The organism is Glaciecola punicea ACAM 611 (assembly GCF_000252165.1).
Classification (GTDB): Bacteria; Pseudomonadota; Gammaproteobacteria; order Enterobacterales; family Alteromonadaceae; genus Glaciecola; species Glaciecola punicea.
This window is the reverse complement of sequence record NZ_BAET01000012.1, coordinates 40,054-64,306: the sequence shown is the minus strand read 5'-3', so window position 1 is coordinate 64,306 and position 24,253 is coordinate 40,054. Positions and strand designations below refer to the sequence as shown.

Annotated in this window: 27 protein-coding genes; 10 read left to right on the top strand and 17 right to left on the bottom strand. The window is 42.6% G+C overall.

Going from position 1 to position 24,253, the window contains the following annotated elements:
• The first annotated feature begins 1 nt into the window (after position 1).
• On the top strand, positions 2-766 hold the full coding sequence (locus GPUN_RS05915) for a type II secretion system protein N (protein ID WP_006004449.1): 765 nt from the start codon (positions 2-4) through the stop codon (positions 764-766).
• A 19-nt stretch (positions 767-785) separates the two neighbouring features.
• Here GPUN_RS05915 and yjjX read toward each other — a convergent pair whose 3' ends face one another.
• Together yjjX and yrfG are read right to left on the bottom strand one after the other, a co-directional pair.
• Positions 786-1,334, bottom strand: a complete 549-nt coding sequence (yjjX, locus tag GPUN_RS05910) for an inosine/xanthosine triphosphatase (RefSeq protein ID WP_006004447.1) — start codon at positions 1,332-1,334, stop codon at positions 786-788.
• Between the two features lie 44 nt (positions 1,335-1,378).
• Positions 1,379-2,062: a GMP/IMP nucleotidase gene (gene yrfG, locus GPUN_RS05905; RefSeq protein ID WP_006004445.1), complete on the bottom strand. Its 684-nt coding sequence runs from the start codon at positions 2,060-2,062 to the stop codon at positions 1,379-1,381.
• A gap of 59 nt (positions 2,063-2,121) precedes the next feature.
• Here yrfG and nudE point away from each other — a divergent pair, with 59 nt between their 5' ends.
• Positions 2,122-2,685: an ADP compounds hydrolase NudE gene (gene nudE / locus GPUN_RS05900; RefSeq protein ID WP_006004443.1), complete on the top strand. Its 564-nt coding sequence runs from the start codon at positions 2,122-2,124 to the stop codon at positions 2,683-2,685.
• Positions 2,682-3,503: a 3'(2'),5'-bisphosphate nucleotidase CysQ gene (gene cysQ / locus GPUN_RS05895; protein ID WP_006004441.1), complete on the top strand. Its 822-nt coding sequence runs from the start codon at positions 2,682-2,684 to the stop codon at positions 3,501-3,503. The genes nudE and cysQ overlap by 4 nt, the downstream gene beginning before the upstream one ends.
• 187 nt (positions 3,504-3,690) lie before the next feature.
• Here the strand turns inward: cysQ and GPUN_RS05890 are convergent, their stop codons facing one another.
• The 4 genes from GPUN_RS05890 to GPUN_RS05875 are packed head-to-tail and all read right to left on the bottom strand — an operon-like array spanning position 3,691 to position 7,389.
• Entirely contained in the window at positions 3,691-3,897 is a 207-nt protein-coding gene (locus GPUN_RS05890; RefSeq protein WP_006004438.1) for a YheU family protein, read from the bottom strand.
• The gene (locus GPUN_RS05885; protein ID WP_006004435.1) at positions 3,891-4,901 is read right to left on the bottom strand and encodes a hydrolase; all 1,011 of its coding nucleotides are present in this window, start codon (positions 4,899-4,901) and stop codon (positions 3,891-3,893) included. The genes GPUN_RS05890 and GPUN_RS05885 overlap by 7 nt, the downstream gene beginning before the upstream one ends.
• Positions 4,898-5,464: a DUF2390 domain-containing protein gene (locus GPUN_RS05880; RefSeq protein WP_006004433.1), complete on the bottom strand. Its 567-nt coding sequence runs from the start codon at positions 5,462-5,464 to the stop codon at positions 4,898-4,900. Before GPUN_RS05880 ends, GPUN_RS05885 begins: the two co-directional genes overlap by 4 nt.
• Positions 5,464-7,389 carry an ATP-binding cassette domain-containing protein gene (locus GPUN_RS05875; RefSeq protein ID WP_006004431.1) on the bottom strand — a complete coding sequence of 642 codons (1,926 nt, stop codon included), beginning with the start codon at positions 7,387-7,389 and terminating at the stop codon, positions 5,464-5,466. The genes GPUN_RS05880 and GPUN_RS05875 overlap by 1 nt, the downstream gene beginning before the upstream one ends.
• Before the next feature lie 111 nt (positions 7,390-7,500).
• On the opposite strand from GPUN_RS05875, the gene GPUN_RS05870 reads away from it, so the two are divergent.
• Entirely contained in the window at positions 7,501-7,707 is a 207-nt protein-coding gene (locus tag GPUN_RS05870; RefSeq protein WP_040520433.1) for a YheV family putative zinc ribbon protein, read from the top strand.
• Between the two features lie 26 nt (positions 7,708-7,733).
• Here GPUN_RS05870 and GPUN_RS05865 read toward each other — a convergent pair whose 3' ends face one another.
• Positions 7,734-7,952: a SlyX family protein gene (locus GPUN_RS05865; protein WP_006004427.1), complete on the bottom strand. Its 219-nt coding sequence runs from the start codon at positions 7,950-7,952 to the stop codon at positions 7,734-7,736.
• A 508-nt stretch (positions 7,953-8,460) separates the two neighbouring features.
• On the opposite strand from GPUN_RS05865, the gene fkpA reads away from it, so the two are divergent.
• The 4 genes from fkpA to GPUN_RS05845 all read left to right on the top strand — a co-directional run bounded on the left by fkpA (position 8,461) and on the right by GPUN_RS05845 (position 13,389).
• The gene (fkpA, locus tag GPUN_RS05860; RefSeq protein ID WP_006004426.1) at positions 8,461-9,195 is read left to right on the top strand and encodes an FKBP-type peptidyl-prolyl cis-trans isomerase; all 735 of its coding nucleotides are present in this window, start codon (positions 8,461-8,463) and stop codon (positions 9,193-9,195) included.
• Between the two features lie 225 nt (positions 9,196-9,420).
• Positions 9,421-9,897, top strand: coding sequence for a transcription elongation factor GreB (gene greB, locus GPUN_RS05855; protein WP_040520432.1), 477 nt, complete (start codon positions 9,421-9,423; stop codon positions 9,895-9,897).
• A 132-nt stretch (positions 9,898-10,029) separates the two neighbouring features.
• Complete coding sequence (locus GPUN_RS05850) at positions 10,030-12,375, top strand: Tex family protein (protein WP_006004420.1); 2,346 nt, start codon at positions 10,030-10,032, stop codon at positions 12,373-12,375.
• Positions 12,376-12,681: 306 nt separating this feature from the next.
• The gene (locus GPUN_RS05845) at positions 12,682-13,389 is read left to right on the top strand and encodes a ComF family protein (protein WP_006004418.1); all 708 of its coding nucleotides are present in this window, start codon (positions 12,682-12,684) and stop codon (positions 13,387-13,389) included.
• Between the two features lie 11 nt (positions 13,390-13,400).
• Here the strand turns inward: GPUN_RS05845 and GPUN_RS05840 are convergent, their stop codons facing one another.
• The gene (locus tag GPUN_RS05840; RefSeq protein ID WP_006004416.1) at positions 13,401-15,965 is read right to left on the bottom strand and encodes a M14 metallopeptidase family protein; all 2,565 of its coding nucleotides are present in this window, start codon (positions 15,963-15,965) and stop codon (positions 13,401-13,403) included.
• A gap of 199 nt (positions 15,966-16,164) precedes the next feature.
• Here GPUN_RS05840 and nfuA point away from each other — a divergent pair, with 199 nt between their 5' ends.
• A complete protein-coding gene (nfuA, locus tag GPUN_RS05835; RefSeq protein ID WP_006004415.1) occupies positions 16,165-16,743 on the top strand; it encodes a Fe-S biogenesis protein NfuA in 579 nt (192 codons plus the stop codon).
• A gap of 43 nt (positions 16,744-16,786) precedes the next feature.
• Here nfuA and GPUN_RS05830 read toward each other — a convergent pair whose 3' ends face one another.
• The 7 genes from GPUN_RS05830 to GPUN_RS05800 all read right to left on the bottom strand — a co-directional run bounded on the left by GPUN_RS05830 (position 16,787) and on the right by GPUN_RS05800 (position 22,457).
• Positions 16,787-18,091 (bottom strand): MATE family efflux transporter, encoded by a 1,305-nt coding sequence (locus GPUN_RS05830; RefSeq protein ID WP_006004413.1) that lies wholly within the window; start codon positions 18,089-18,091, stop codon positions 16,787-16,789.
• Positions 18,092-18,163: 72 nt separating this feature from the next.
• Positions 18,164-18,376 carry a hypothetical protein gene (locus tag GPUN_RS05825; RefSeq protein WP_006004411.1) on the bottom strand — a complete coding sequence of 71 codons (213 nt, stop codon included), beginning with the start codon at positions 18,374-18,376 and terminating at the stop codon, positions 18,164-18,166.
• A gap of 18 nt (positions 18,377-18,394) precedes the next feature.
• Complete coding sequence (locus GPUN_RS05820) at positions 18,395-19,066, bottom strand: SCO family protein (RefSeq protein WP_006004409.1); 672 nt, start codon at positions 19,064-19,066, stop codon at positions 18,395-18,397.
• Between the two features lie 28 nt (positions 19,067-19,094).
• Positions 19,095-20,012: a heme o synthase gene (gene cyoE, locus GPUN_RS05815; protein ID WP_006004406.1), complete on the bottom strand. Its 918-nt coding sequence runs from the start codon at positions 20,010-20,012 to the stop codon at positions 19,095-19,097.
• 66 nt (positions 20,013-20,078) lie between these two features.
• Positions 20,079-21,062, bottom strand: a complete 984-nt coding sequence (locus GPUN_RS05810; protein ID WP_006004404.1) for a COX15/CtaA family protein — start codon at positions 21,060-21,062, stop codon at positions 20,079-20,081.
• A 22-nt stretch (positions 21,063-21,084) separates the two neighbouring features.
• Positions 21,085-21,648, bottom strand: a complete 564-nt coding sequence (locus tag GPUN_RS05805; RefSeq protein ID WP_006004402.1) for a redox-active disulfide-containing membrane protein — start codon at positions 21,646-21,648, stop codon at positions 21,085-21,087.
• A gap of 77 nt (positions 21,649-21,725) precedes the next feature.
• The gene (locus GPUN_RS05800) at positions 21,726-22,457 is read right to left on the bottom strand and encodes an SURF1 family protein (protein WP_158309260.1); all 732 of its coding nucleotides are present in this window, start codon (positions 22,455-22,457) and stop codon (positions 21,726-21,728) included.
• Positions 22,458-22,535: 78 nt separating this feature from the next.
• On the opposite strand from GPUN_RS05800, the gene GPUN_RS05795 reads away from it, so the two are divergent.
• Positions 22,536-22,742, top strand: coding sequence for a DUF2909 domain-containing protein (locus GPUN_RS05795; protein ID WP_006004398.1), 207 nt, complete (start codon positions 22,536-22,538; stop codon positions 22,740-22,742).
• A 1-nt stretch (position 22,743) separates the two neighbouring features.
• Here GPUN_RS05795 and GPUN_RS05790 read toward each other — a convergent pair whose 3' ends face one another.
• Together GPUN_RS05790 and GPUN_RS05785 are read right to left on the bottom strand one after the other, a co-directional pair.
• Positions 22,744-23,622 (bottom strand): cytochrome c oxidase subunit 3, encoded by an 879-nt coding sequence (locus tag GPUN_RS05790; RefSeq protein ID WP_006004396.1) that lies wholly within the window; start codon positions 23,620-23,622, stop codon positions 22,744-22,746.
• 15 nt (positions 23,623-23,637) lie between these two features.
• Positions 23,638-24,249 (bottom strand): cytochrome c oxidase assembly protein, encoded by a 612-nt coding sequence (locus tag GPUN_RS05785; RefSeq protein ID WP_006004393.1) that lies wholly within the window; start codon positions 24,247-24,249, stop codon positions 23,638-23,640.
• Positions 24,250-24,253: the final 4 nt, after the last annotated feature.

Genomic DNA, 24,253 nt, shown 5'->3' with positions numbered 1-24,253 from the left:
AGTGAAGCGTTGGCAGTGGATGATATTAGCACTTCTTGCTTACCTAATACTATTACTGGTATACATGCCCGCACGTTATGTCACCAGTTACGTGCAAGAAAGTACCCAGAATCAGCTTAGGTTTACAGGGGTAGCGGGAACGCTTTTTTCAGGAACATCCCAAAGCTTGTCTTATGAAGGTCTGCGCGTCACTAATATCAAATGGGACTTATCGCCCTTGGCCTTGCTATGGTTACAAGCAAGCCTTGATATAAGAGGCGGTGCAATTAGAAACAGCGAACAAATCTATATAGATGGGAATATCAATCTCTCTATCTTAAATCCGGCACAGGTAAATCTTAGTAGTGCCAGAATATTTGCACCCGCGAAGCTTTTATTGTCACAGGTAAATTTACCTGTAGCGGTAACGGCTTTAGGAAGATTCAGGCTAGATATTGCGAATTTTAAGTTTAATGAAGGCTGTCAGCAACTAAACGGACAGGGAAGCTGGTTACAGGCTGGGGTGAATATTGAAGGGAGTCCTTTAGATTTAGGCAGTTTTGACGCACTGTTGTCGTGTGAGTCACCCGCCTTCGTGCTTGACGTTTCTCCCGAAAACGGCTTAGCATTAGATGCTAAAATCAGTTTTGACCAAAATGGCAATTACGCTGCCGTTGGTACGTTCTCTATCCCATCTGACTTTCCTAACGACATCAGGCAAGGCGCTAGTTTTTTTGGAGAGTCACTGGGTCAAGGCCGTTACGCGTTAGATATAAAATCGCGATAATTGTTTAAAGAAATATCTCTCATTCAAACAAATCAGCGTTTACAAAGCGGCTCAATGCAAGAATAGTGGCCGATTTATAGATACTCATTCTGGTTTCTAAACCGTCTGTTAGCTGGCCAATGGCGCCCCCCTTTTGTTTGATATTCACTGTATTGAAAAGCTCGTCCATTGCACACCCTAATTCAATTCCATTTTGCAGGTTTTCATATACACGCATAGGTAAAGGAAGGGTTGCAGACTGTCCAAACACTCTATCTTTGCCGTTTGAGATACAAATTACCGCGAATGTTTTGGGGCCATCAGAGAATACATCAACGCCGCCTTCAAAAGCGATGTAATAGTCTGCTTGCTGAGACTCAATAGCTCTATCTACACGATTATTGGCACCTAAATGCGTTTCCTCAAAGTTCATAGGCTGATTGGAAACACCTGAATCGACATCTATAGTGATAAGTTCCACTGACCTGTTAAATACCAGTGAGAAGGCCTCTTTAGCGGCATTTATTTTCACAGGGTTTGCGGATGCAACGGCAACGATAAGAGAAGAAGTCGAACGGTTTTTTGTCATTTTAAACCTTAGTAACCACGATGTATCTATACACCTAGTAATGCTTAAGCCACATACGGCTCATCTATAATAGACTGTAATAAATCGTAATAATTATTGGTATGCAGATGATTTGCTATTGTCGTATCTGGCAGTTGGCTATCTGGGTTGGTAATGCCTAAAGTATAGGCAATACCAAACTCTTTAGCTGCATCGAGGATCCGCTCGCCATCGTCAACAAACAGGGTACTTTGGGGCTCAAACTTGAGATGGTTATGTAACTTCTTCCAAAGAAGCTGAAACTCCTTAGGTACGCCAAACTGATGCGTTGATATAAGTATGTCAATGTGATCGTTCAACTGCGTCTTTTCAACTTTTAACGATAGGCTGTCTGGGTGAGCATTTGTGACTAAAACAACTCTGCGATTACTTTCACGTAAAGCATCTAAAAAAGCGATACTGTCCTTGCGGATAGTAATGAGGTGCGCAAGCTCTAATTTTGCTTCCATTATATCGAGTTGCAAGCGATCGGCCCAATAATCCAAGCAGTACCACTGCAATTTACCTTGAACTTGCGCAAAAGCTTCTTTAAGTTCTTCGTGACATGACTGCGGTGACCTTCCTGTCTTTTCAGCATACTTTTTAGGCAGGTGATGCAGCCAAAATTGATTATCAAAGTGCAAATCTAAGAGGGTGCCATCCATGTCCAATAAAACAGTTTCAATCTTATGCCAAGGTAAGAGTGCCAAGCGTTTATCCTTATGCTAAAGTCATATATTAATTTTGTATTATATCCTGTGAAGTCGTAATGAGTAAAACAAACCAAGAAAATAAATTACCCGAAATAAATGCGCGAGCGGTGGTCGCCAAAAGCCGTTTTTTTAAAGTAGAGAGAGTTGATTTAACCTTCAGCAATGGGGCAACCAGAGAGTTTGAGCGTATGTCAGGCAGCGGCCGAGGTGCAGTGATGGTAATCCCATTAACTGACGACAACCATATTCTACTCATAAGGGAATATTCGGCAGGCACTCACTCATATCAGCTAGGCTTTCCTAAAGGCCTAATAGATCCTGGAGAAACTCCTATTCAAGCCGGTAATAGAGAACTGCAGGAAGAAGTTGGGTTTAAAGCTGAGCAATTTTTGCCGCTAAAAGATCTCTCCATGGCACCTACATTTTTTGATGCAAAAATGAATGTGCTAATAGCCCAAGATTTAACTGAATCCCACTTAGAGGGTGATGAGCCTGAGCCTCTTCAAGTGGTAAGATGGTCGCTAGATAATATTGATGAATTACTTGGCCAAGAAGATTTTAATGAGGCAAGAAGCGTTGCTGCACTGCTTTTGTTGGAACGTTGGAGAAAGTCTCAATGATGTCGCAGTCTCTTAGCGACTTACTGGAAATAGCAAAACAAGCGGCAACTAAGGCGGGTATTGAAGTATTAGCCATATACGATAAAGGTGATTTCCAGGAGTATCAAAAGGAGGATGAAAGCCCCGTTACTAGTGCTGACTATTGCGCCAATGAAATCATCATGGAGATGTTGGCAAGACTCACCCCAAACATTCCGATTATGTCAGAAGAATCGCCTATTCCGGCGCTTAAAGACAGAGCCAATTGGACTCGCTATTGGTTAATTGATCCTATTGATGGAACGCAGGAATTTATTGCACGTTCGGGTGATTTTGCTATCAATATTGCGCTGATTGAAGACCATCAGCCCGTTATTGGAGTGATTTATTGGCCATGTGGAGAGTCACTGTATTTCGCAAGTAAGGAGAGCGGTGCATATAAGCGCTGCTCACGTGAAACCAAGCCAATCAGCGTTAGACGCTTCAGTGTGCCAAGTGAAGACGTAATAATGATTGCTATTAGCCGAAGGCAGTCACGGGAAAAAATCTTTGAGCGCTTAAGCGATAAACGTTCATATCAAACATTACCTGCAGGCAGTTGCTCACTCAAAGCCTGCTTTATCGCTGAAGGCGCCGCTGATGTATTTTTGCGTTTGGGGGCAACGGGCGAATGGGATACAGGTGCTTCGCAATGCATCATAAATGAAGCTGGGGGAGCTATCATGGCTGCCACTTTTGACCCTATCACCTACAATCAGCGAGAAAGTGTGACTAATCCAGACTTCGTTGTTTTGGGCGACAAAAGAGTCGCTTGGAACAGCGTAATTCAATATAGATAAACTTAATTTGTTCTTAGCTGAAGAGCCTCGAAAATTTTGAAGCCTTTGCAATTGCATAGGTTCTTTATGTCCTGGACAGTCTGAAACCTAAACGAAGTTAACCTCTAGACTGTCTAGAAGATAACTCTGGCCTAATTCTGGAAAGTCCAGAGGTTAACTTTATTTTTATTTCAAACACTTCAAAAGTTCATTCAAGCGCGATAATATTTACCGACTCATGTTCCTCTGAATATTCAATGGCGGCGACGCCGTCATTTAGCTGGCGTTTTACCATAGCAACCTTTTCATCTAAGGACATTTCTACCTCGCCATAGTCGGTGCCATCGCGTAATACAATACTTTCAATTAAACTGCTTAGGGTGTCAGGATCTAAATCTTGATGGGGGACTAACATAAAAACTCACTCAAAAAATGGGTAATGCGCTGCGGTAGCCAAAGCTTGCTCCTTGCACTTAAGCTTTCTAAAAAGCCCACATGACCGCCGAACTCGCTCAGTTCATACGCTACATGCTTATTAATTAACGGCGGACCTGGTATAACCCTGTCATCCATAAAAGGGTCATCTTTTGCATGAAGAATTAAGGTTGGCTTATCAATAAGCACCAGATCATGTAAAGCACTACATTTTTCGTAATAGTCATTCGCGTCACGAAAACCATGCAGCACGGAAGTTATATGCTCGTCAAATTCAAAAAAGGTCGTCATTTTAGCAATATCCGCCAATGACACCTTCAAGCTAGCCGTCATATCGACTGTTTGCATTTTCGTAAGAAGGTTACGTTTCATGCTTTTCATCAAATGCCATTGATACACGCGAGAAAAGCCTACTTGAATTGCTGCTGATGAGGCTGCCAAATTTAGCGGGGCCGATACACAAATACTGGCTTTAATGGGTAAATAGGCATGGTGCGCCATAAGTTTCATCAACATATTACCACCTAAGGAAAACCCGACCGCAAAAAGCGGTTTATCTGCGTATCGTGCTTTTATAATAGGCACCAAAAACTGCGCATCAAAAGTTGCCCCAGAATGATAGGCTATAGGCATCAAATTAGGCTCGCCGCTGCAGCCCCGAAAATGCATTACCACGCAGCCCAGTCCAATTGCGTTCAATTCAAATATTACATGTTTGATGTAATGCGATTGGCTTGAACCTTCCAAGCCGTGAAAAAGTATCGCTATACCCCTCACATTGACTGACTTGTGCGGCATTGCCCAAGCTAAATCGATAAAATCACTGTCGGGCGTTTGAATGCGTTCATTAATATAGTTAATTTGCGGTGAGCGAACCAACATTTTCGACAGTACTGTTTGCACATGCGCGTTTTGCAACCATGGCTTAGGCTTAAAGTTAGCCGCACTAATACGGCCAAATTTCGTCTTAACTGAATCAATCATTGGCGGTTACAACGAAGGTGCTGGCTAGCTTTTTTTTGCGCATTGAGAAGTTCTTCTAATATATCTGCAATATCGCATATTATTGAGCGCTTATCTTCCCCAGCGAGGCTTTTCATGGCTGCTAACAAAGTATCATCATAGAATCCGCTAGTGACATATGATTGAGATTCGCTTACAAAAAACGTTACAAGATCAATCATTAAAGCTTGCTGTTTTTTTTCAAGAGCAAGCTCCTGAGCTAGCAAATCCTTATATTCTAGGGTCTTATAATCCGTCAAACCCTGGGCAATATTATCAGCTTTAAGCGACCTTCTTTTTTGGCGAATGTTTGAGGTTAGACTGTCCAGAATCTGATTATTATCGTTTATTGCGTAAATATTGTCAGTTGTCAAACCCACGTTTTTAGTGCGTAGGTACATCATTAACAGCACAATATTTACGTTCAAATCAGCGTTATCTTGTACCAACATCAAATTTTCTTGATTACTACCTGGAAAGTAAAACTGCAGCGAGTAGTCGAAAAACTCGTCGCTAGACAGTCTAGGAATTAACGCTTCGCGCATTAACTAGCGGCCTTGTCACGGTCAAATTCAGCTTGAGCCTGCTCTAGCCCTTCTTGAGAGTCTAGCCACTGCATTTCTAATTCATCTATTTGATTTTTCGCGTCAACTTGTTTGGCTATTATCGCATTTAATAAATCTTTATTATCAGCATCATATAAGGCTGGATCAGTCATTTTAGTTTCACTTTCTTGTAAAATACTTTGATACTTGGCAATGTGCTTTTCACACTTGGCAATATCTTCACGAAACGCTTTGGTCGACTGGCGAAACAACGCTTCCATTCTCTTGAGTACTTTTTTATCGATACTTGGCGTCTCATCTTTTTTACCTGTCACCGCCATGGTTTTTCTATCTGTTTTATTCGCAAACAACCATTTTTGATAGTCGCTTAAGTCGCCTGAAAAAGCACTGATCTCGCCGCTGTCGACTAAATAAAAATCATCGCACACGCTTTCAAGTAAATAACGGTCGTGCGACACAATTACCATCGCGCCTTCAAATGACTGCAGCGCATAAGCAAGTGCTTCGCGCATGTTCATGTCAAGATGATTTGTAGGCTCATCGAGCAGCAGTAAATTCGGTTTTGAATACACAATTAATGACAATACCAAACGCGCTTTTTCGCCACCCGACATGGGCGCGACCTTTTTTAAGGCCTCGTCCCCATGAAAGCCAAAACCGCCTAAATAATCTCTTATTTGCTGATCGGTTAAGCGCCGGTCAAGCGCAAGTAGGTGATCAAAAGCGGAGTTTTCTAAATTTAATGCTTGCACTTGATGTTGCGCAAAGTAACCGATTTTAAGCCCAGCAGATGTAGTATAACGCCCTTGCAAAGGGGTAATTTCATCGGCCAATAACTTAATAAAGGTCGATTTACCTGCACCATTTCGACCCAGCAAGCCAATACGGCTGCCAGGCACTAAATTTAAGTGAATGTTAGATAAAATAGTAGTCGTGTCATATCCAAGCTGAATATCTTCCATATTAATCAGCGGATTAGGCAGTTTATCAGGATCTCTAAACGCAAACGAAAACTCATTTGCAGCCTGAATAGGCAATAAAGCCTCCATTTTTTCCAGCTGTTTCACACGACTTTGTGCCTGTTTAGCCTTACTCGCTTTGGCCTTAAAACGCAGGATAAAAGACGTTAAATGCTGTTTTTTCTGCTGCTGCTTTTCATATTGCTTTTGCGCTAGCGCCATTCGTTCGGCGCGCTGTTTTTGGTAGCTTGAGTAATTACCCGTATAGCTAACAAGCTGTTTGTCTTCAAAACTGACAATCACGTTCGCACAAGAATCAATAAAAGCTTGATCGTGAGATATTAGCAAAAGGGTACCAGGGTACTGCTGCAAATAGTCTTGTAGCCAAATGACCGCATCTAAATCAAGGTGATTGGTGGGCTCATCTAGCAATAACAAATCTGAGGGGCACAGTAGCGCCCGGGCTAAATTTAGACGCATTTGCCAGCCGCCGGAAAAATTCGCAACCTGTAATGACAAATCTGCCTCACTAAAACCTAAACCAGCTAGTATAGTAGACGCTCTAGCTTGGACGTCATAGACGCCAGCATGTTCCAACTTTTCATGCAGTTGCGCAATTAATTCACCATCGTTATTCGACTCAGCTAGCACAAGACGCTTCTCAATGTCCCGAAGCGCCGTATCGCCATCGATAACATAGTCACGTGTGGTGCGACTCGTGTCATCAATGTATTGTGCAATTGCCACTACATGCCAATGTTTTGCGACTGAATACTCACCCGCGTCAGGCGTAATTTGATTCAGCAATAAAGAAAAAAGACTCGACTTACCGCAGCCGTTTGGACCAATAATAGCGACTTTTTGGCCAGAAAAAATCTCCAAGTCGGAGGACTCTATGAGCGTTTTGATACCGCGTTGTAAACCCAGTTTTTGTAATTTAATCATAGCATCGACTTAAATAAAGGTGGCGCGCAGAATAACAAAATTTCGCATGTTGATCATTAGTTACTGTATGTAGGTATACTAGTAACACGTTACCTAACTAATATAGAGCCAATGACAAACAAGACTAAAAAGCGTTTTATCGCAGGAGCTAAGTGTCCAAGCTGTAAGAGCCTTGACACACTAATGTTATATTTTGAAAACAATGTTGAGAAGCTAGCGTGTGTGAGTTGTGATTACAAAGAAACTCAAACCACTAAAGAAGTCACAAAAGCGAGTAAAACAAACAGCGGCGTTATTGGGGTTTTCAAGCCTGATTAACCTACACATAAAGAGTAACATCTATATTAGTAATGCGGGGGAAGTTCTACTTGTTCATTGATGTGCCCTTCAGATGAAGGCATTGACTTGATCTTATCCGCCATTTTACGCAGGACTTCTTCTATTTTGTTGATTTTATCTTGCTGCTGAATAATCGTTAGGTTTAACATTTCAATAGTATCTTCTTGATATGCAAGTTTAATCTCAAGTGATTCTAATGCATCTTTCATTGAATTGTTTGTCATTGCTTGTTTACCTCATACCCTTATGTATAAATTTGGCGCCTATGATTAGTTATCAACTGCCCATTTTTCAAAATTGCCGTTGCTTGCTATTGATACCGTTGTGCTACCATCATAATCACCGTCTTTTTAAAACTTCACGCTGGCGACTAAATTGAGTCCCACGCTCTGATGACGCTATAAATCTAACTGTGTATTTGAACGCAAGTCATACACTTTTGCCTTCCCACTCACCTCAGAAACAACCGCAAGTTGCTTTTTAAAATCGATATCAGCCGCATGTACGCTACTTAAGGATAGATTCGTACGGCTTATAGGGGTCGTATCGGGTATCGGGTATCGTGCAGATGCCTAAAAGTAGCGCGAGTGCTATAAAAACAAAAATAAATGCGGTCTATTTACTGACAAGGGTTTCACTTTGCTTTGAAGAACATTAACATATAGCTTAGTATAAACCATGAATAAATAAAAACACCATAAAGCATACCTTTTATATGTTAGGAGATAATTAATGAAGAAGGCACCACTTACACTAATAATCGCTACTACATTGGCGCTGTCTGCATGTAGCAACGACAATGCAGCACAACAAGAAGCCAATGATACATTGACAACTTATACCACCGAAGTTGGCCAAGAGTCGTATGCACTTGGCGCTCGTATGGGTATATATGCACAAGAACAAGTTGCTGTTCAAGATGAACTTGGTTTACAAAGCGATAAAGCCGCGCTTCTAGCTGGTTTTACCGATGGATTTAACGGAAACTCTCAGTACAGTGATGAAGAAATAGACGCTTATGTTCAGGCTTTTGCTATGAAATTTCAAGCAGCGGAACAAACAGAGCAAGCCGCTCTTATTGAGGCAGGCAAAAACTATCTAGTTGAAAATGCTAAGCGCGAAGAAGTGGTTACAACTGATTCTGGCCTACAATATGAAGTCCTTACCGAAGCTGAAGGCGCTAATCCTAAGGCTGGAGATACCGTGCGCGTTCATTACCATGGCACATTAGTTGACGGCACCGTATTTGACTCGTCAGTTAATAGAGGCGAGCCCGCAGAATTCCCGCTTAACCGCGTGATCCCAGGGTGGACAGAAGGCGTGCAGTTAATGGAAGTAGGCAGTAAGTATCGCTTTTATATTCCAAGTGAATTAGCATACGGTCAGCGCGCAACAGGCGCAATTCCGGCTAACTCTACATTGATCTTTGACGTTGAATTACTCGCAATAGCGCCTTTCACTGATTAGACTCATTAAGTAAACGCGGATCAGCGTGACATTGACCTTATATTAAGCGCAGTAGCTTACATACTGCGCTTTTTTTGGTTTTTGTATGCGCAAGCCTACAAGCTATTAATAGCGCTATGTAAAAGATTTTTTCTTAAGGTAATTAATATTTTGTGTATGCAGACAGCTTCAGACATATCAAGACGCTTTTCAATTACACCAGCTTTTAATGAATGACTCTAGATTATGAGGACACCGCTTCTAACCAGTAATGGTCTCATACAACTTAACGCTGAGCTTGACCACTTATGGCGAACCGAGAGACCAGCGGTGACTAAAAAAGTGACATGGGCAGCCAGTTTAGGCGACCGCAGCGAAAACGCAGACTATCAGTATAATAAAAAGCGACTGCGTGAAATTGACCGTCGCGTGCGCTATTTGCGCAAAACCTTGGAAAACTCTACGGTGGTAGCTTACTCACCGCAGCAAGAAGGGCGTGTGTTTTTTGGCGCGTGGGTAAAAGTTGAGGATGAAAACGGCGCAGTGAAATCTTTTCAGATCGTAGGATATGATGAGATTTTTGGTAAAAAGGACGCTATTTCTATCGACTCTCCCATGGCAAGAGCACTATTGAAAAAAGAAGAAGGCGACTGTGCAGTCGTGAAAACTCCGGTAAGCACATCGCAGTGGAAAATATTAAAAATATGGTATACAAAAACATGAAACTACATGCTAAGTATGTCATCTATCGCTATAATTACGGTGAAGAAATTGATCACGTAATCAAGTACTCGTCCTAGTGTTGCCCCTTGCAACTGCATCCTAACCCTACATGTCTTTATTGGATTTTATTGAATGATTATTGAAAAAATTGCAGCAGAGCTTGGCGCCACATCAGGCCAAATTAAAGCGGCAGTGACCTTACTAGACGACGGCGCCACCGTGCCATTTATAGCCCGCTATCGCAAAGAAATTACGCAAGGTTTAGACGATATTCAACTCAGAAAGCTCGAACAGCGCCTTGGTTATTTGCGTGAGTTAGAAGCCCGCCGCGCGGTTATTTTAAGATCCATTAGTGAACAAGGAAAGCTTAGCGACGCGCTTGCAGGTAAAATAAACTCGGTAGAAAATAAAACTGAACTGGAGGATTTATATTTACCGTTTAAGCCTCGCAGGCGCACCAAGGGTCAAATTGCGATTGAGGCTGGCTTAGCGCCACTAGCAAACATTCTCCTAACCAACAAAGACGCTGATCCGCAGGCGTGTGCAACCAATTATGTCGACAACAGCAAAGGTATCGAAGATATAAAAGCAGCATTAGACGGCGCCAAGTTTATTTTAATGGAGGAGTTTGCTGAAAATGCTTCTGTATTAATGAAAGTTCGTCAGTATTTATTGCAACATGCTCACTTCACCAGCAAAGTAGTACCTGGCAAGGAAAAACAGGGTGAAAAATTTAGAGATTACTTTAATTTTTCAGAAAAACTCAGCCTAGTACCTTCACATCGTGCATTGGCAATATTTAGAGGTCGCAATGAGGGCATGCTTCAGGTTACTTTGGACAGTGAACCTGCCAATCCCGAGAACAAAGGCGAGGCATGCGAACGTATAATATTACATACGCTTAATTTAGACTGCCATACTCAAAGCGCACGAGATGAATGGCTTAAGCTTGCCGTTGTGTGGACATGGCGTGTTAAAATTAGTCAGTATATGGAAACCGAATTATTCGCTCAATTGCGCGAAAAGTCAGAAAGCGAAGCAATTGACGTTTTTGCTAAAAATCTGCAAGATTTACTCATGGCAGCTCCTGCGGGACCAAAGGTCACCTTAGGCCTTGATCCTGGCTTAAGGACCGGCGTTAAGACAGCTGTGTTAGACGCAACTGGCAAAGTATTGTCAAGCGCGACAATATTCCCTCATCAGCCTCAAAATCAATGGGACAAATCTTTGCGCACCTTAGCCAATATCTGCAAGCAGCATAAAGTTGAGTTAGTTAGCATTGGAAATGGCACCGGCTCGCGCGAGACCGACAAACTGGTAGGCGAAATGATGAAAGCAAATCCTGATTTAGCTTTGCAAAAACTAGTCGTGAGTGAAGCCGGCGCGTCGGTGTACTCGGCCTCAGAACTAGCGTCTAACGAGCTGCCGGACCTGAATGTATCTATTCGCGGCGCGGTCTCCATTGCCAGACGTTTACAAGATCCATTGGCCGAGCTGGTTAAAATTGAGCCCAAAGCAATTGGCGTTGGACAGTATCAGCATGATGTTAATCAAAGTAAGCTTGCCACATCGCTTGATACCGTAATAGAAGATTGTGTGAACGCGGTTGGCGTGGATTTAAACACCGCTTCGCCTGCCCTGCTAGCGCATGTATCAGGTTTAAATAAGACACTAGCAAATAATATCGTATATTTTAGAGATACCAATGGGGCATTTACCGATCGCAGTTCGCTTAAGAAAGTTGCCCGCTTAGGGCCTAAGGCTTATGAGCAGGCAGCTGGTTTTTTGCGCGTTATGAACGGTAAAAATCCGCTGGATAAATCAGCCGTGCATCCAGAGGCCTACGAAATAGTGACTACCATTATTGCAAAAACTGGCGGCGCGGTTAATGACGTACTAGGTAACAAAACCCTATTGCAACACCTTGATCCAAAGGAGTTTGTAACACCAGCATTCGGGCTACCCACTATTACTGACATCATTTCAGAATTAGAAAAGCCTGGCCGTGATCCTCGTCCCGAATTTAAAACCGCCAAGTTCAACGAATCAGTTTCTACAATGAATGATTTAGAAATTGGCATGGTACTAGAAGGTGTGGTCAGTAATGTTGCTAACTTTGGTGCTTTTGTCGATATAGGTGTACATCAAGACGGACTAGTACATATATCGGCGATTACTAGCAAGTTCATAAAAGACCCGCGCGAAGTCGTTAAAACTGGGGATATTGTTAAGGTAAAAGTGACAGAGTTTGATATAAGCCGCAAACGCATATCGTTAACAATGAGATTGGATGAGCCTGCACACACAGCCTCTTCAAGCAAGAATGAAAGACCGCAAGCAAAGCATGACAAGCCTAGCGCCAAGAAAAGTGGAGCCCCTTCTTCATCGAGAGGCCACGCATCGCAAAAATCCGTGCCGGTAAACAATGCGATGATGGGAAATGCATTTGCTGACGCCTTTGCTAAGGCTAAAAAATAGCACTCAGGAAGTAATAGTGAGGCGCTTATGGACACGCTAAACCTCGTCCGATAAGCGCTGATTGCTTCATAAGCCTGCGCTTTAGCTTTAAATTTAGACTCGCAACACTCCATAGCGCCAGACCAAATACCCCTATTTACACCTACCTATACGTGAACACTATATTCAAGTTATTTTGCTTACTCAAACCATACTCCCGAACAGCTCTCACTTAACAATTTTAGTGATACACTTTTTACATAGTGAAGATGACCTTTTAGAAGCAGCAACTCCTACTGTAAATGGCACAAAAAATAACAGATCAAAATGAATAAACATAAGCTTTTAAAACAACTAATTAAAGCGGTATCAGATGCAATTGGCAATAGATGTTGCTTTCTTTGTCATCAAACTAGCTTGCTATTAGTGTGCAAATGTTGTCTTCATGAAACTAAATTACCTCTGTTCCCAGCGCCGGGACACAATTTATTAGACTATCCGCCGGTTTATGACAACTTAGTGCCTGCTGCTTATGAATCGTTAATTGCATTAGGAGAATATAGCGGAGTGCTGAAAGGCCTAATTAATCAGCTAAAATTCTCTAGCAAACCATTAGCCGCGCAGGTGCTAGGAGAACTTTTTACTGCTTATTTAGGCCCTAGAATGAGGATGCAACATTCTATACCAGAAGCCTTGGTGCCTATCCCACTAGCTAACAGACGTCATGTAAAAAGACAGTACAATCAATCCAGACTGCTATCATGTGCGCTGGCGAGTCACTTTAATATAAGGAGCATAGACGGCCTAAAAAGAATAAAATACACCCATCAACAATCAACGCTTGACCGTGCAGACCGCCAACTTAATATCCGCCAAGCGTTTGCTATTCACCGACCATTAGACGTAGGATCAATTGCCATTGTCGATGACGTTATTACCACGGGAGCAACGGTGAATGAAGCCTGTGCAACAATACAGCAGGCTTACCCAGATATTAGCGTTAGTGTGTGGTGTGTGGCCGCCACTCTCGGCTAGCGACGTTTATTTTACATTAGGCCCGACAGATATAAGGCATTCGCCGTCAGCTTATTAGTACCATCCCAATAGCCTCTAAAGTGCACATTATCTACGAATCCAATCACAACGCCACTCCCTTTCTTAACGGCGACAATCGCCGCGGTGTTGCGGATCAACGCTTGCATTTCATCGGCTGAGTATCCCGCCATTAAAGGCTCGCTTGAATATGTTGCAATGTCTTCAAAAGGGTTGTCAGTAACGTTTAGCACCATGTTGTCAGTTTTGAACAGAGGCAGCATGTTTCGTTCAAATCCAAAAAATAGAGGATGAGATAAATCAATATTACTTTGATAAACCGCACCTGCCACTAACTTTTTAGCAGCCAAAGCGTCTTGATCGCCAAACGCTAGCGCTTTGGTTGAAAATGCCGCGTTCACGGTATCTTTAGAAACAGTTTCATTATTTATCCAATCATTTTTGGCAAACCAAGTCACTGCCGATTTTTGGCCGATGAGTACGCCGCCTTCGGTTATCCACGTCTCCAATCTCTTAGTCAACGAATCACTCAAGTCATCGTAGCGACCTGATGCAAAGATAATATGTGAATATCTTTCAACACTTCTGCTGCCAAGATCAGATAAGTCCCAAATGGTCACCGGTACGCCTAAGCTCGTGTCAAGATAGTGCCATATTTCACCTACCTCATTGCTAGAAGTGCCCTTTCCACCAATCAATAACACCTCAGGTTTTTCTACTTTTGCAAGCTGAGGAGAACCCAAATCAATTCCTGTCGTGGTTAGGCCTGACGTAATCGTGTGCACCTCAATATTATATTGTTTAGCATAGCCATTAAGCAATGAGGCTAAGGTGTCTGGCTGTTGTAAAGCTGCCGGTATAACGATTGCCCCTTTACTAAAGGCTATCTCACCGCGTGGAGTTTTTGCAGTGAAATTTGCACCTGCGGCTCTCACTTGTACATCATGCTCTAGCAAGCTCTGCAGCATAGTAGGCGCTTGATGATCAAACCACTCAAACACGTAGGCATATTCATTTTCAACTATATTCACTTTTTTAGGCTGTGGAGACTGCCAATCGGCAAGCTTCAATTTACGGCTTAACGATGGCTTTATCGCCGCATAAGGTAAGTTAAACGCCAGACCAATATTCCAATTTGAAACATCATAAAAGGTGTTGTCAGTAAAGCGCTGACGCTCACTAAACAAAGATTGAATTAAACGATACTGATTTTGCGCCAATGGAACAAAAATAGCATTGTTAGCACGGTAGGTAAAATCATCCACTTCGATGTCTTGTGTCACTAACTTCAGCTCTATTTTATGCGACTTTAATATATCAACCATACGCTCGAAACGTGACTCATCTGCGCCTTGGCTCACTAAAAAACCACTTAGTTCATCGTCGTTTATCAGCTTTCGAGTATCCCTATAAAATTGCTTTTGATAAGCTAAAATGGCAGCTTTATTTGCCACTGCGCCATCGAAGGTCGAAATAGTCGTGGTAATCTGATTTTGTATGGTGCGCGGAAAACTCAATAGACCATTCATAGATTCTTGTAAATGCCCTCGACTACTGGCTTGTTCAAATAAGATACCAATACTGCCATGAGCATCCGGATATGTAGACCCTTTACCATAATAAAAGTCATCAAAACTTTCCTCCGTGTAATACAGTTGTTTGTCTGCGTCTAATGCTTTTGCGTGAAACTCCCCCAGTGCGGCCGTTAAAGTCACATTTTGTGACGGCGTCCAAGGATTTTTTCGCGAAGGAACACCAGGCTGAAAAAAGTACGTACTGTTCGTGCCCATTTCGTGAAAATCAGTCAGAATATGCGGGCGCCATTTATGAAATTGCTCAATACGCGCTTGCGATTCAGGGTGAGTAAGTAATAACCAATCTCTATTTAGATCAAACCAATAATGATTAGTTCGACCCGACGGCCAATGCTCAATGTGTTCTCTATGCATAGGATCTGACGCCAGGTTTTGGCCCTTGTGCATATTGGCCCACTGCGCAAATCTAGCCAGTCCATCAGGGTTTAAAGCAGGGTCGAGCAAAATAACATTTTCACTTAATAATTTGTCTACCTCAGGACTATTTGAAGCCGCTAAATGATAGGCAATAAGTAAAGCCGCATTGCTCCCCGATGGCTCATTTCCATGCACACTGTATCCCATATAAATAATTAGCGGCGCGTCAGGCTCTTTCGCTGTTCCGTTTGCAATGCTGTCTATGTGCGTTGCTTTTAAGGTATCAATATTTTCATGATTTTCGGGTGATGTTATGGTCAACAACACTAGCGGCCGCTGCTCATGGGTTCGGCCTGTCTCGGTCAACGTGATCCTGTCAGACTTTTCAGCTAGCAGCTCCATATAACGCACTAATTGGTCATGCCTAACGTGCCAGGTACCAACAGGATAGCCCAACACATCTGCTGGCAGCGGAATATCGGCGTCATAATTTTGGTCTTGAGGTAAGTACTGTAAATCACTTAATTGCGTAGTCGCAAAAATTTGAAATGAAACAGCAAATAGTATTATTGAACGAATGGCAAGTCTGAAAAAACTTTTCAACATGTGGGCTCTCTTGTAGATAATCATTTTAAAATAAACAACATATATTGATTGTCGCTTAAAATCTTACGAAAGTATAATTTCATCTTTATTTAGCCACAATAAACATTTCTTATTGTAATTTTAGAAAATGATTAATACTTGAGTGTTTTACTCGGGTAATATTTGCTACAATGCTCACACAAACATGATAGAGGTGAACATGATAAATATTTCTGAATCTGCCCAAACACATTTTGGCAAGCTTTTAGCACAACAAGAAGCTGGGACGCATATCCGCGTTTTTGTGATTAACCCCGGAACATCTAAAGCTGAGTGCGGAGTGTCTTACTGCCCACCGGATGCGGTTGAACCACAAGATTTAAGGCTAAACTTCAACGGTTTTGACGCTGTTGTTGATGAAGAGAGCATACCGTTTTTAGAAGAAGCACAAATTGATTTTGTGACCGATCAGATGGGATCACAGCTAACGCTGAAAGCACCAAACGCAAAAGCGCGCAAAATTGCTGACGATGCATCCCTTATTGACCGTATTAACTACATGATTGAGTCTGATGTAAACCCTATGCTAGCCAGCCACGGTGGCCAGGTTTCGCTAGTTGAAGTTACCGAAGACGGCGCAGCGGTACTTCAATTTGGCGGCGGCTGTAATGGGTGTTCCATGGTTGATGTAACCTTGAAAGACGGTATTGAAAAACAAATGCTAGAGCAGTTCAAAGGTGAAATAACCAGTGTGAAAGATGCCACAGAGCATGAAGCCGGTGAGCATTCATACTACTAAGAAATAACCAGAACTTCAAAAAGCGAGATTTTTCTCGCTTTTTTTATAGTAAATATTCAGGCTTTTGTGTGTACAAATAAGCGTAATAGCCACCCAACAAGATACCCCTAAAACTAAGAAATACCAACATCGCATACCAAAGCGACATATTGCCACTGTCCTGCCACCACCACCATGTAGGTAAAAAACCCACTATGGTACTTATAAACATACTGTCGCGCATCGGCTTTCCTAAACTCAAGCCTACAAATACACCATCAAACAAATAGCACCAATGAGACAGCAGCGGAATTAGTATTACAATAAATGCATAGTCTGCCATGAGGCTCACCACCTCTTGATGGTGGGTAAGTAAGTTAACAATCAGACTGTCTAGAAAGTAAAAAAGTAACGAATATACAATCGCAAAAAAAGATGACCAAATAAGCCCAACGTTCACATACAAATTAAGCTGAGCTTTATTCTTTTGAGCTTTTGCCTCTCCTATTAATGCCTCGACCGCATTTGCTACCCCGTCCAAGCCCAAGGCTATTAGAGCAAAAAACTGCATAATGATGGCGTTCACAGCAGCAGCCTGCGCACCGTATTGAGCCCCCTTCAAGGTGATAAAAGCAAGGGTAAACTGCAGAATGAGATTACGCACGAACATGTGGCTATTTAAGGACAGGATCTGCTTTAGTTGCGTAAACGTAAACCAAGACCTAACCAGCATAAGTTTCAATCTAGACTGTCCAGAGATAGAAAAAAGGCGAAAATATTTGTGGTTTAGGAGGTATTTGTGAACCATGAAAAACCCAATAAACATCATTAGGTATTCTGCACAGACGGTTGCCGCTGCAACGCCTTTTACCCCAAACCCTAGGCCGTACACGAATGTCAGACTTAGCAGTATGTTTGCTAAATTTATAATAACCTGCAGAATCAGCACGTACTTGGTTTTTTGCTGGCCTATTAGCCAGCCAATCAATACCATATTGATTAACGTTGCCGGTGCCCCCCACACGCGAGTATAAAAATAGGCTTCAACGTTAATTTTGAGTGCATCGTTAGCTTGTGCAAAATATAAACCCCCTTTAACCACCAAGGTTTGACTCACTAATATTGCGACAGCCAGTCCGAGCGCGAGTAAGATTCCCTGTAACAAAACTTTGCAGCTATCAATCGGGTTTTTATTGATCGACTGAGCGCTTAAACCAGTGATCGACATTTTCATAAACCCGCATACCCAATACAGCTGCGTAATAATGAGACTGCCTATTGCCGCGCCTGCCATTATTGTGACGTCGTCCATTCGTCCTAAAATAGCGGTATCTACTAGGCCCAATATGGGGGTGGTAACGTTTGCCAAAATAAGTGGAAATGCTAGATAAAGGACGCGCGCATGGGGTTTTGCAGTTAAAATAATATGCTTTTTTCCTACTTAAGATTGTGTCGCATTACTATTGGCGCTGTATGCAAAATGGTGACGCGCAGCGCTGTACTGTCCATGTTCTCGCTGTGCAGCATTAACCAAAAAATTCAGTGCCTTTTTTTCATCCGTAAATAAATAAGGCAGTAAAACCGGCGCTGATGATAAAATAAGGGTCGCTACTTTTGCGCTATTCGCATCATTCCAACGCGATAGGTTTTTCATAGTCCTAAAACAGTAGCACTAGCGACTGCCCATTAAAATAGGCATGTCCGCCAAAATTTGTTCGGTATCACTAATTGATAATGCACCCAGCACATGCTTTGGTTTGAACCTACCCACCACGTTGCCATCAGGGTTAATAACCACGATGGATGCACTGTGATCGACTAGATAATTGGGGTTATCGGTGCTCTCGCTCATAGAATACATCATGCCCATGCTCCTAACCAGTGGAAACAATTGCTCGTGAGGGCCTGTAGAAGCTACAAATTCATCGTTGAAAAATCCGATGTATTCATTTAAGCGCTCAACAGTGTCGCGCTTTGGGTCAACCGACAAAAACCATACCTGCAGCTCAGAAGACGCCTGCGCTGCTTGTAACTGCGGATACACAGCGTTTATTTCAGCTAATGTAACCGGGCAAATATCAGGGCAAAATGTATAACCAACAAACGCTAAGGTCCATTTACCCTGTAAGTCTTCATTAGTGAATGCATCGCCTGTATGTTTTGACAGCGTAAAATCACTGAGTTTACGTGGCATAGGAAACCAGCTCATGTACTTGGTCTGTTGGCTCAGTGCAGTGCTGTTGCTTTTATCTACTTCGTGTCCTGGCGGTGCAATGACTAGAGCGGCATAGATACCGCCGCAAAAAACCAAAAATAATAACAAGCCTAACCATTTATTTTGCATATATTATGACGCCTCAAACCTGTAAACCTCAGTAAGGAATATAGTGATCTACTAACAATACAACAAATAATACCATTAAGTGGATAATTGAGAACCTAAATGTTTCCATTGCCGTGCCCGGTTCCGGTTTAAATTTAAGTTTTAAGGCCATATATAAGAAATAGCCGTTAAGCACAGTGGATCCTGCCAAATATAGGCCACCACTCATGCCCGTTAAATACGGTAACACACAAATTAAACACATAAGGACCGTATATAAAATAATGCATGTTTTTGTAAACTCTATCCCATGGGTATTCGGAAGCATTGGAATTTTAGCTTTTGCATAATCTTTTTCCCGATGAATAGCCAAGGCCCAGAAATGTGGGGGAGTCCACGTAAACACAATCAATACGAGCAAAAGAGCGTAGGCATGAATTTCACCTGTTACCGCCGTCCAGCCCAAAAGGGGCGGTATGGCACCAGCAAGACCGCCGATAACGATATTTTGCGGGGTAGCACGTTTCAAATACATGGTATAAATAAACGCATATCCCACTAAGCCCAAAAGTGTAAGCCACGCGGTAAGCATATTGACGAACACCGCCAGCGCCGCAAAACCGATTATCGCCAGCACGAGCGCGAAGCCTAGCGCGCTTTGCACTGAAATCTTCCCTTTTGCGACAGGACGATTGAATGTACGCGCCATTAGCGAGTCTATTTTATGGTCAACTACATGATTTATAACGGCTGCGGACGATGACAATAAGCCTATTCCAAGCATTCCTGCTACTAAAATTTGGGGGTCAACCCAGCTAGTCGTCGCCAAACACATTCCCACCAGTGCAGTTAACAAAAGCAACATGACCACTCTAGGCTTGGTTAACTCATAATAATCACGCCAAGACACGCGCTGATGTGGTATCGCTATCTTTTTCGCTGTTATTGCTAAGGCAGACTTACTCATGCTTGGCTCCTTAAGAAAGTTGAGCTGCTGTAGCAGCTCTTAAGAAAATAGACGGTAGGCATCATGCTAAAATCTCCTTCGCATAGTGTAGGAAAGTAATATCATGACCAGCAGCAAACACGCTGCTACCGCGTTGTGCATAGTCGCTACTATGAGTGGTAAGGCATAAACCACATTGCTAATGCCCAAGGCAATTTGCAGGCTAAGCACAACTACCATCAAAACGACAATTCGTTTAATCATCCCTGAGGATGTTTTCCAAAAAAGCGAGATGGCAAGCCCAACCAAATACAAAAACACAATTATTGCACCAAACCGATGCATTACATGCATCGTCATGCGTTCTGCGTATGAATGCACTCCATATTCATAGTTATCGGCAGCAGGTACACTAAATGCGCCTGCCAAATCAAATCTAGCCGACCACTGCCCTTCACAAATAGGAAGTTCGGTGCAGGCAAGGGAAGCGTAATTTGCTGAAGTCCAACCGCCTAATGCAATTTGCCCCACCAGCAGCACAATGCCAATTATGCTGAATTTAGCGAAGCCTTTTATGTTTGGATCACTGCGGGAAATATTAACGTTACTCAAACGCAAATACAGCACAAATAGGCAAGACAGAACCGTGAACCCACCCAGCAAGTGCGCCATCACGACCACCGGCAGTAAGTTAAGAGTGACTGTCCACATGCCAAGCGCACCTTGAAAACAAACCAGCACAAGAATTAAGAAAGGAAGTTTGACTGGACAGTCCTTACCTTTGCGTTTATTAAGCGCTGAGACTGCGGCAATAATGATAATTAATAAGCCCAAAGCACTGGCAAAATAACGATGAATCATCTCGTTCCACGCTTTTTCAGCTTCTAAGGGGCGATCGGGAAAGGCTTGGTTAGCACGTTCGATGAGTGCGTCTGACTGAGGCACTAATAACTGCCCGTAGCAACCAGGCCAATCGGGACAGCCTAGGCCTGCGTCAGTTAGGCGTGTGTATGCACCTAGTATAATGACAACCAGTGCTAAAAAAATACTGACGAGCACTAACTTCTTCATGTACAACTCTTTATCCTACAGGCTAACCAATACGCGACAATTTTAATAATTTCTTTAGGTCAGCGAGAATATCTCGACTGTCCATTATTGCTTGTTCTTTGTCGGTGGTTACCGGGTATCTAAGCACAACATTGTGCAAAGTATCTGAGATGAAAATAGCATTTATATCGGTGTTTTTAAACACTTCACTTACATTTTCATTACTTTTATTTAACACATCAGCGCTAGTGAAGGCTTTCGCCTTCGCCACGGCTTCAGCGCTTGACGTATCGCTATAAATAAATAGCGCGTTAACACGGTCGGCGTGTTTACCTGTAGCCATAAAAATCTGCTTCACCGCATATAGGGCATTGTCACAGGCTAAGTCGCAAATGTCGGGAATAATATAAAGAAGATGCCATTTAGTATCACTCTCATTGACTAATGATGAGGCCTCTATAACCGGCTGCAGTAGTTCACCGCGGTTAGTTACCGCTTGATTAAACCAGTCAAGCTTCAGTGCCATAAAAGCAAATATGACGGGTAGCACAAATACTGCGATTAACAATAAAAGGCTGCGTTTGTTTTTTGTATTTTGTGCACTCATGTTTGATAAACCTGTATCTCATTGTACGTTGCCGGTAAATCGACGCCCCTTAGCCAATGCTAAGAGTCATTAATTGCTTATTCATTTTCTGCCCGCGAGGACGAACCCTGCATTCTTTTTAACATAGACAACAGATACACGGTTAATGCCGCAATTGCCAGGCCAAACCACTGCACCGCGTAGCCTAGATGCTTCTGTGGGCTCATGATCACGGCTTGCCATTGTCTAACAAAATCTGTCCCGTGCGGCAGCAATCTAAGGGTTACCGGCAGCACTGACGTGCCCAAATGCAAACTTATTTCCTGTAAATCAACTTGCTGCAGTAACACTGGAAATTTTCCGTAGGCTATATTTGTTTCTTTAATAAAAGTATTTTTTAGCGGTATGTGAACAACGCCTTCTACTGTGGTGAGCCTTGGCATTATAAACTCTGGTAAACTGCCTCGCATACCCGTCCCGGGTATCCAGCCAAGGTTGATCATAAGGGTGCCTTGGTCTGCCTCAAAAGGCACCAGCACGTGGAATCCCGCGCGTCCGCCCAACAGTTTATTATCTATATAGAAATATTTGTTTTGCGCTCTGCCGCTGGCAACAACTGTAAAGTCTTGGTAGCTTTGAATGTTACCTAGGGCTTGAGCTAAATCAATGTGTGCACTGTCATTGGCCATTTCTATATTGGCCAAGCGAATATCTTTGTCTGCTTTGCGATCTAATTGCCAAAAACCTAGACCCACCATAATGACAATTGCCACAAAAGCGACTACTGTAGCGAGGTAGGGGAATTGTTTTGGTGAAGTATTTATTATCATATAATAGTTGGACTCAATACCTAACAACACACTGTCTAAAAATAAAAAGCGATGTCTATTCATAAAAACGGGATTACAATGGCTATAAAAATTATTGTTTCAGGTTTACTTGTATTCATGGTGTACAATTTATGTCGCGCCATGATGATAATGCTTAAAAATGACCCTAACGTGCCCATGAGCAAATTTATAGGACGAAGAGTGCTGGTGTCGGTCATAATTGTCGCCCTTCTACTGCTAGCACTTGCCACGGGCGTAATAACACCCAACCCGCGACCTTACTAAATCATAGAATATAAACAAAGAAAAATAGCATTACCCACACGACGTCAACAAAGTGCCAATACCAAGCACCGGCCTGAAATGCAAAATGTTCTTTAGGGGTGAAATGGCCCCAAACTACTCTGAAAAATAAGACCATTAAAATGACAGTACCTAAGGTAACATGCAGCCCGTGAAACCCAGTGAGTAAAAAGAAAGTATTGCCGTACACACCTGAATCGAGCGTTAAACCAATATCGTAGGCGTGAATATACTCGTATCCTTGTAACCCTAAAAATATTACGCCTAGCAATATCGTTAAACCTAAGCAAATTTTAACCGAATTGCGCTTATCGGTTTCTAGGCTCGTGTGGGCATAGTGCAAAGTCACTGATGAGATAAGCAGAATAATCGTATTGGCAAGTGGTAGACCAAACCAGCCCATTTGAGTAGAGGTATCGCCACCGGGCGTGGTAAGTAAAGGCCACACAGCTTCAAACGTTGGCCACAACACTTCATTGGTCATTGCATTGTTAGAAGCGCCGCCTAACCAGGGTACTGATATGGTTCGCGCATAAAAAAGCGCACCAAAAAAGGCCGCAAAGAACATCACCTCAGAAAAAATAAACCATGCCATACCTTGACGATAAGAGCGACCTAACTGCGCGCTATACAAGCCTGACATTGACTCATCAATTTGGTTTTTAAACCACCCTACGATCATTACCAGCAGCAAACCTAATCCAGCAATAAGTGTGTAAGCACCGTAGCCATCTTTATCTCTGGTTGATTCAATAATGAAATTACCCGCGCCTACCGCAATTAAAAACAAAGCAACTGCGCCTACAATGGGCCAAACGCTTTGTGCGGGTACGTAGTATTTTTGGTATTCTTCTTCAGCCATATTGTGCTTCCTTCCTTAATTCATCGCTACATCGACGGTATCTTTATCAACCGTTCTGGTAATGTCATATAACGTATATTGCAAGGTAAAAAATGTTATATCTTCGGGTAGTTGCGGATCAACATAAAATACCATGGGCATAAGCGCTTCTTCGCCTGCCTTTAAAGGCTGATGCTGAAAACAAAAACACTCCGTTTTGTTGAGGTATAAAGCGGCAGTGCCAGGCGACACAGAAGGCACCGCTTGCGCGATAATATCGCGGTTTGTTGGGTTTCGAACGTAAAAAGCAACTTCGTTCATTTGCCCAGGGTGTACATCAATCTTACGCGTTTGTGCAGTAAACTCCCACGGCATACCTGAGTTAGTGCGAGTAATAAAATCTACCGTAATAGTGCGCGTTTCGTCAATATCGGTGGCTGTGTATACGGCAGCCTCGGTGTTTGTTTTGCCATTAATGCCAGTCACTTTGCAAAAAACGTCGTATAGCGGCACTAAGGCAAAAGCGAAGCAAAACATGCCAGCAACGAGCAATAAGATTTTATTCACCGTTTTTGTATGGTCTAACGGCGTTCTTACCCCAGCATGGGCACTTTTATCTACTTCATCATCATGTTTATTATCTTGCATATAA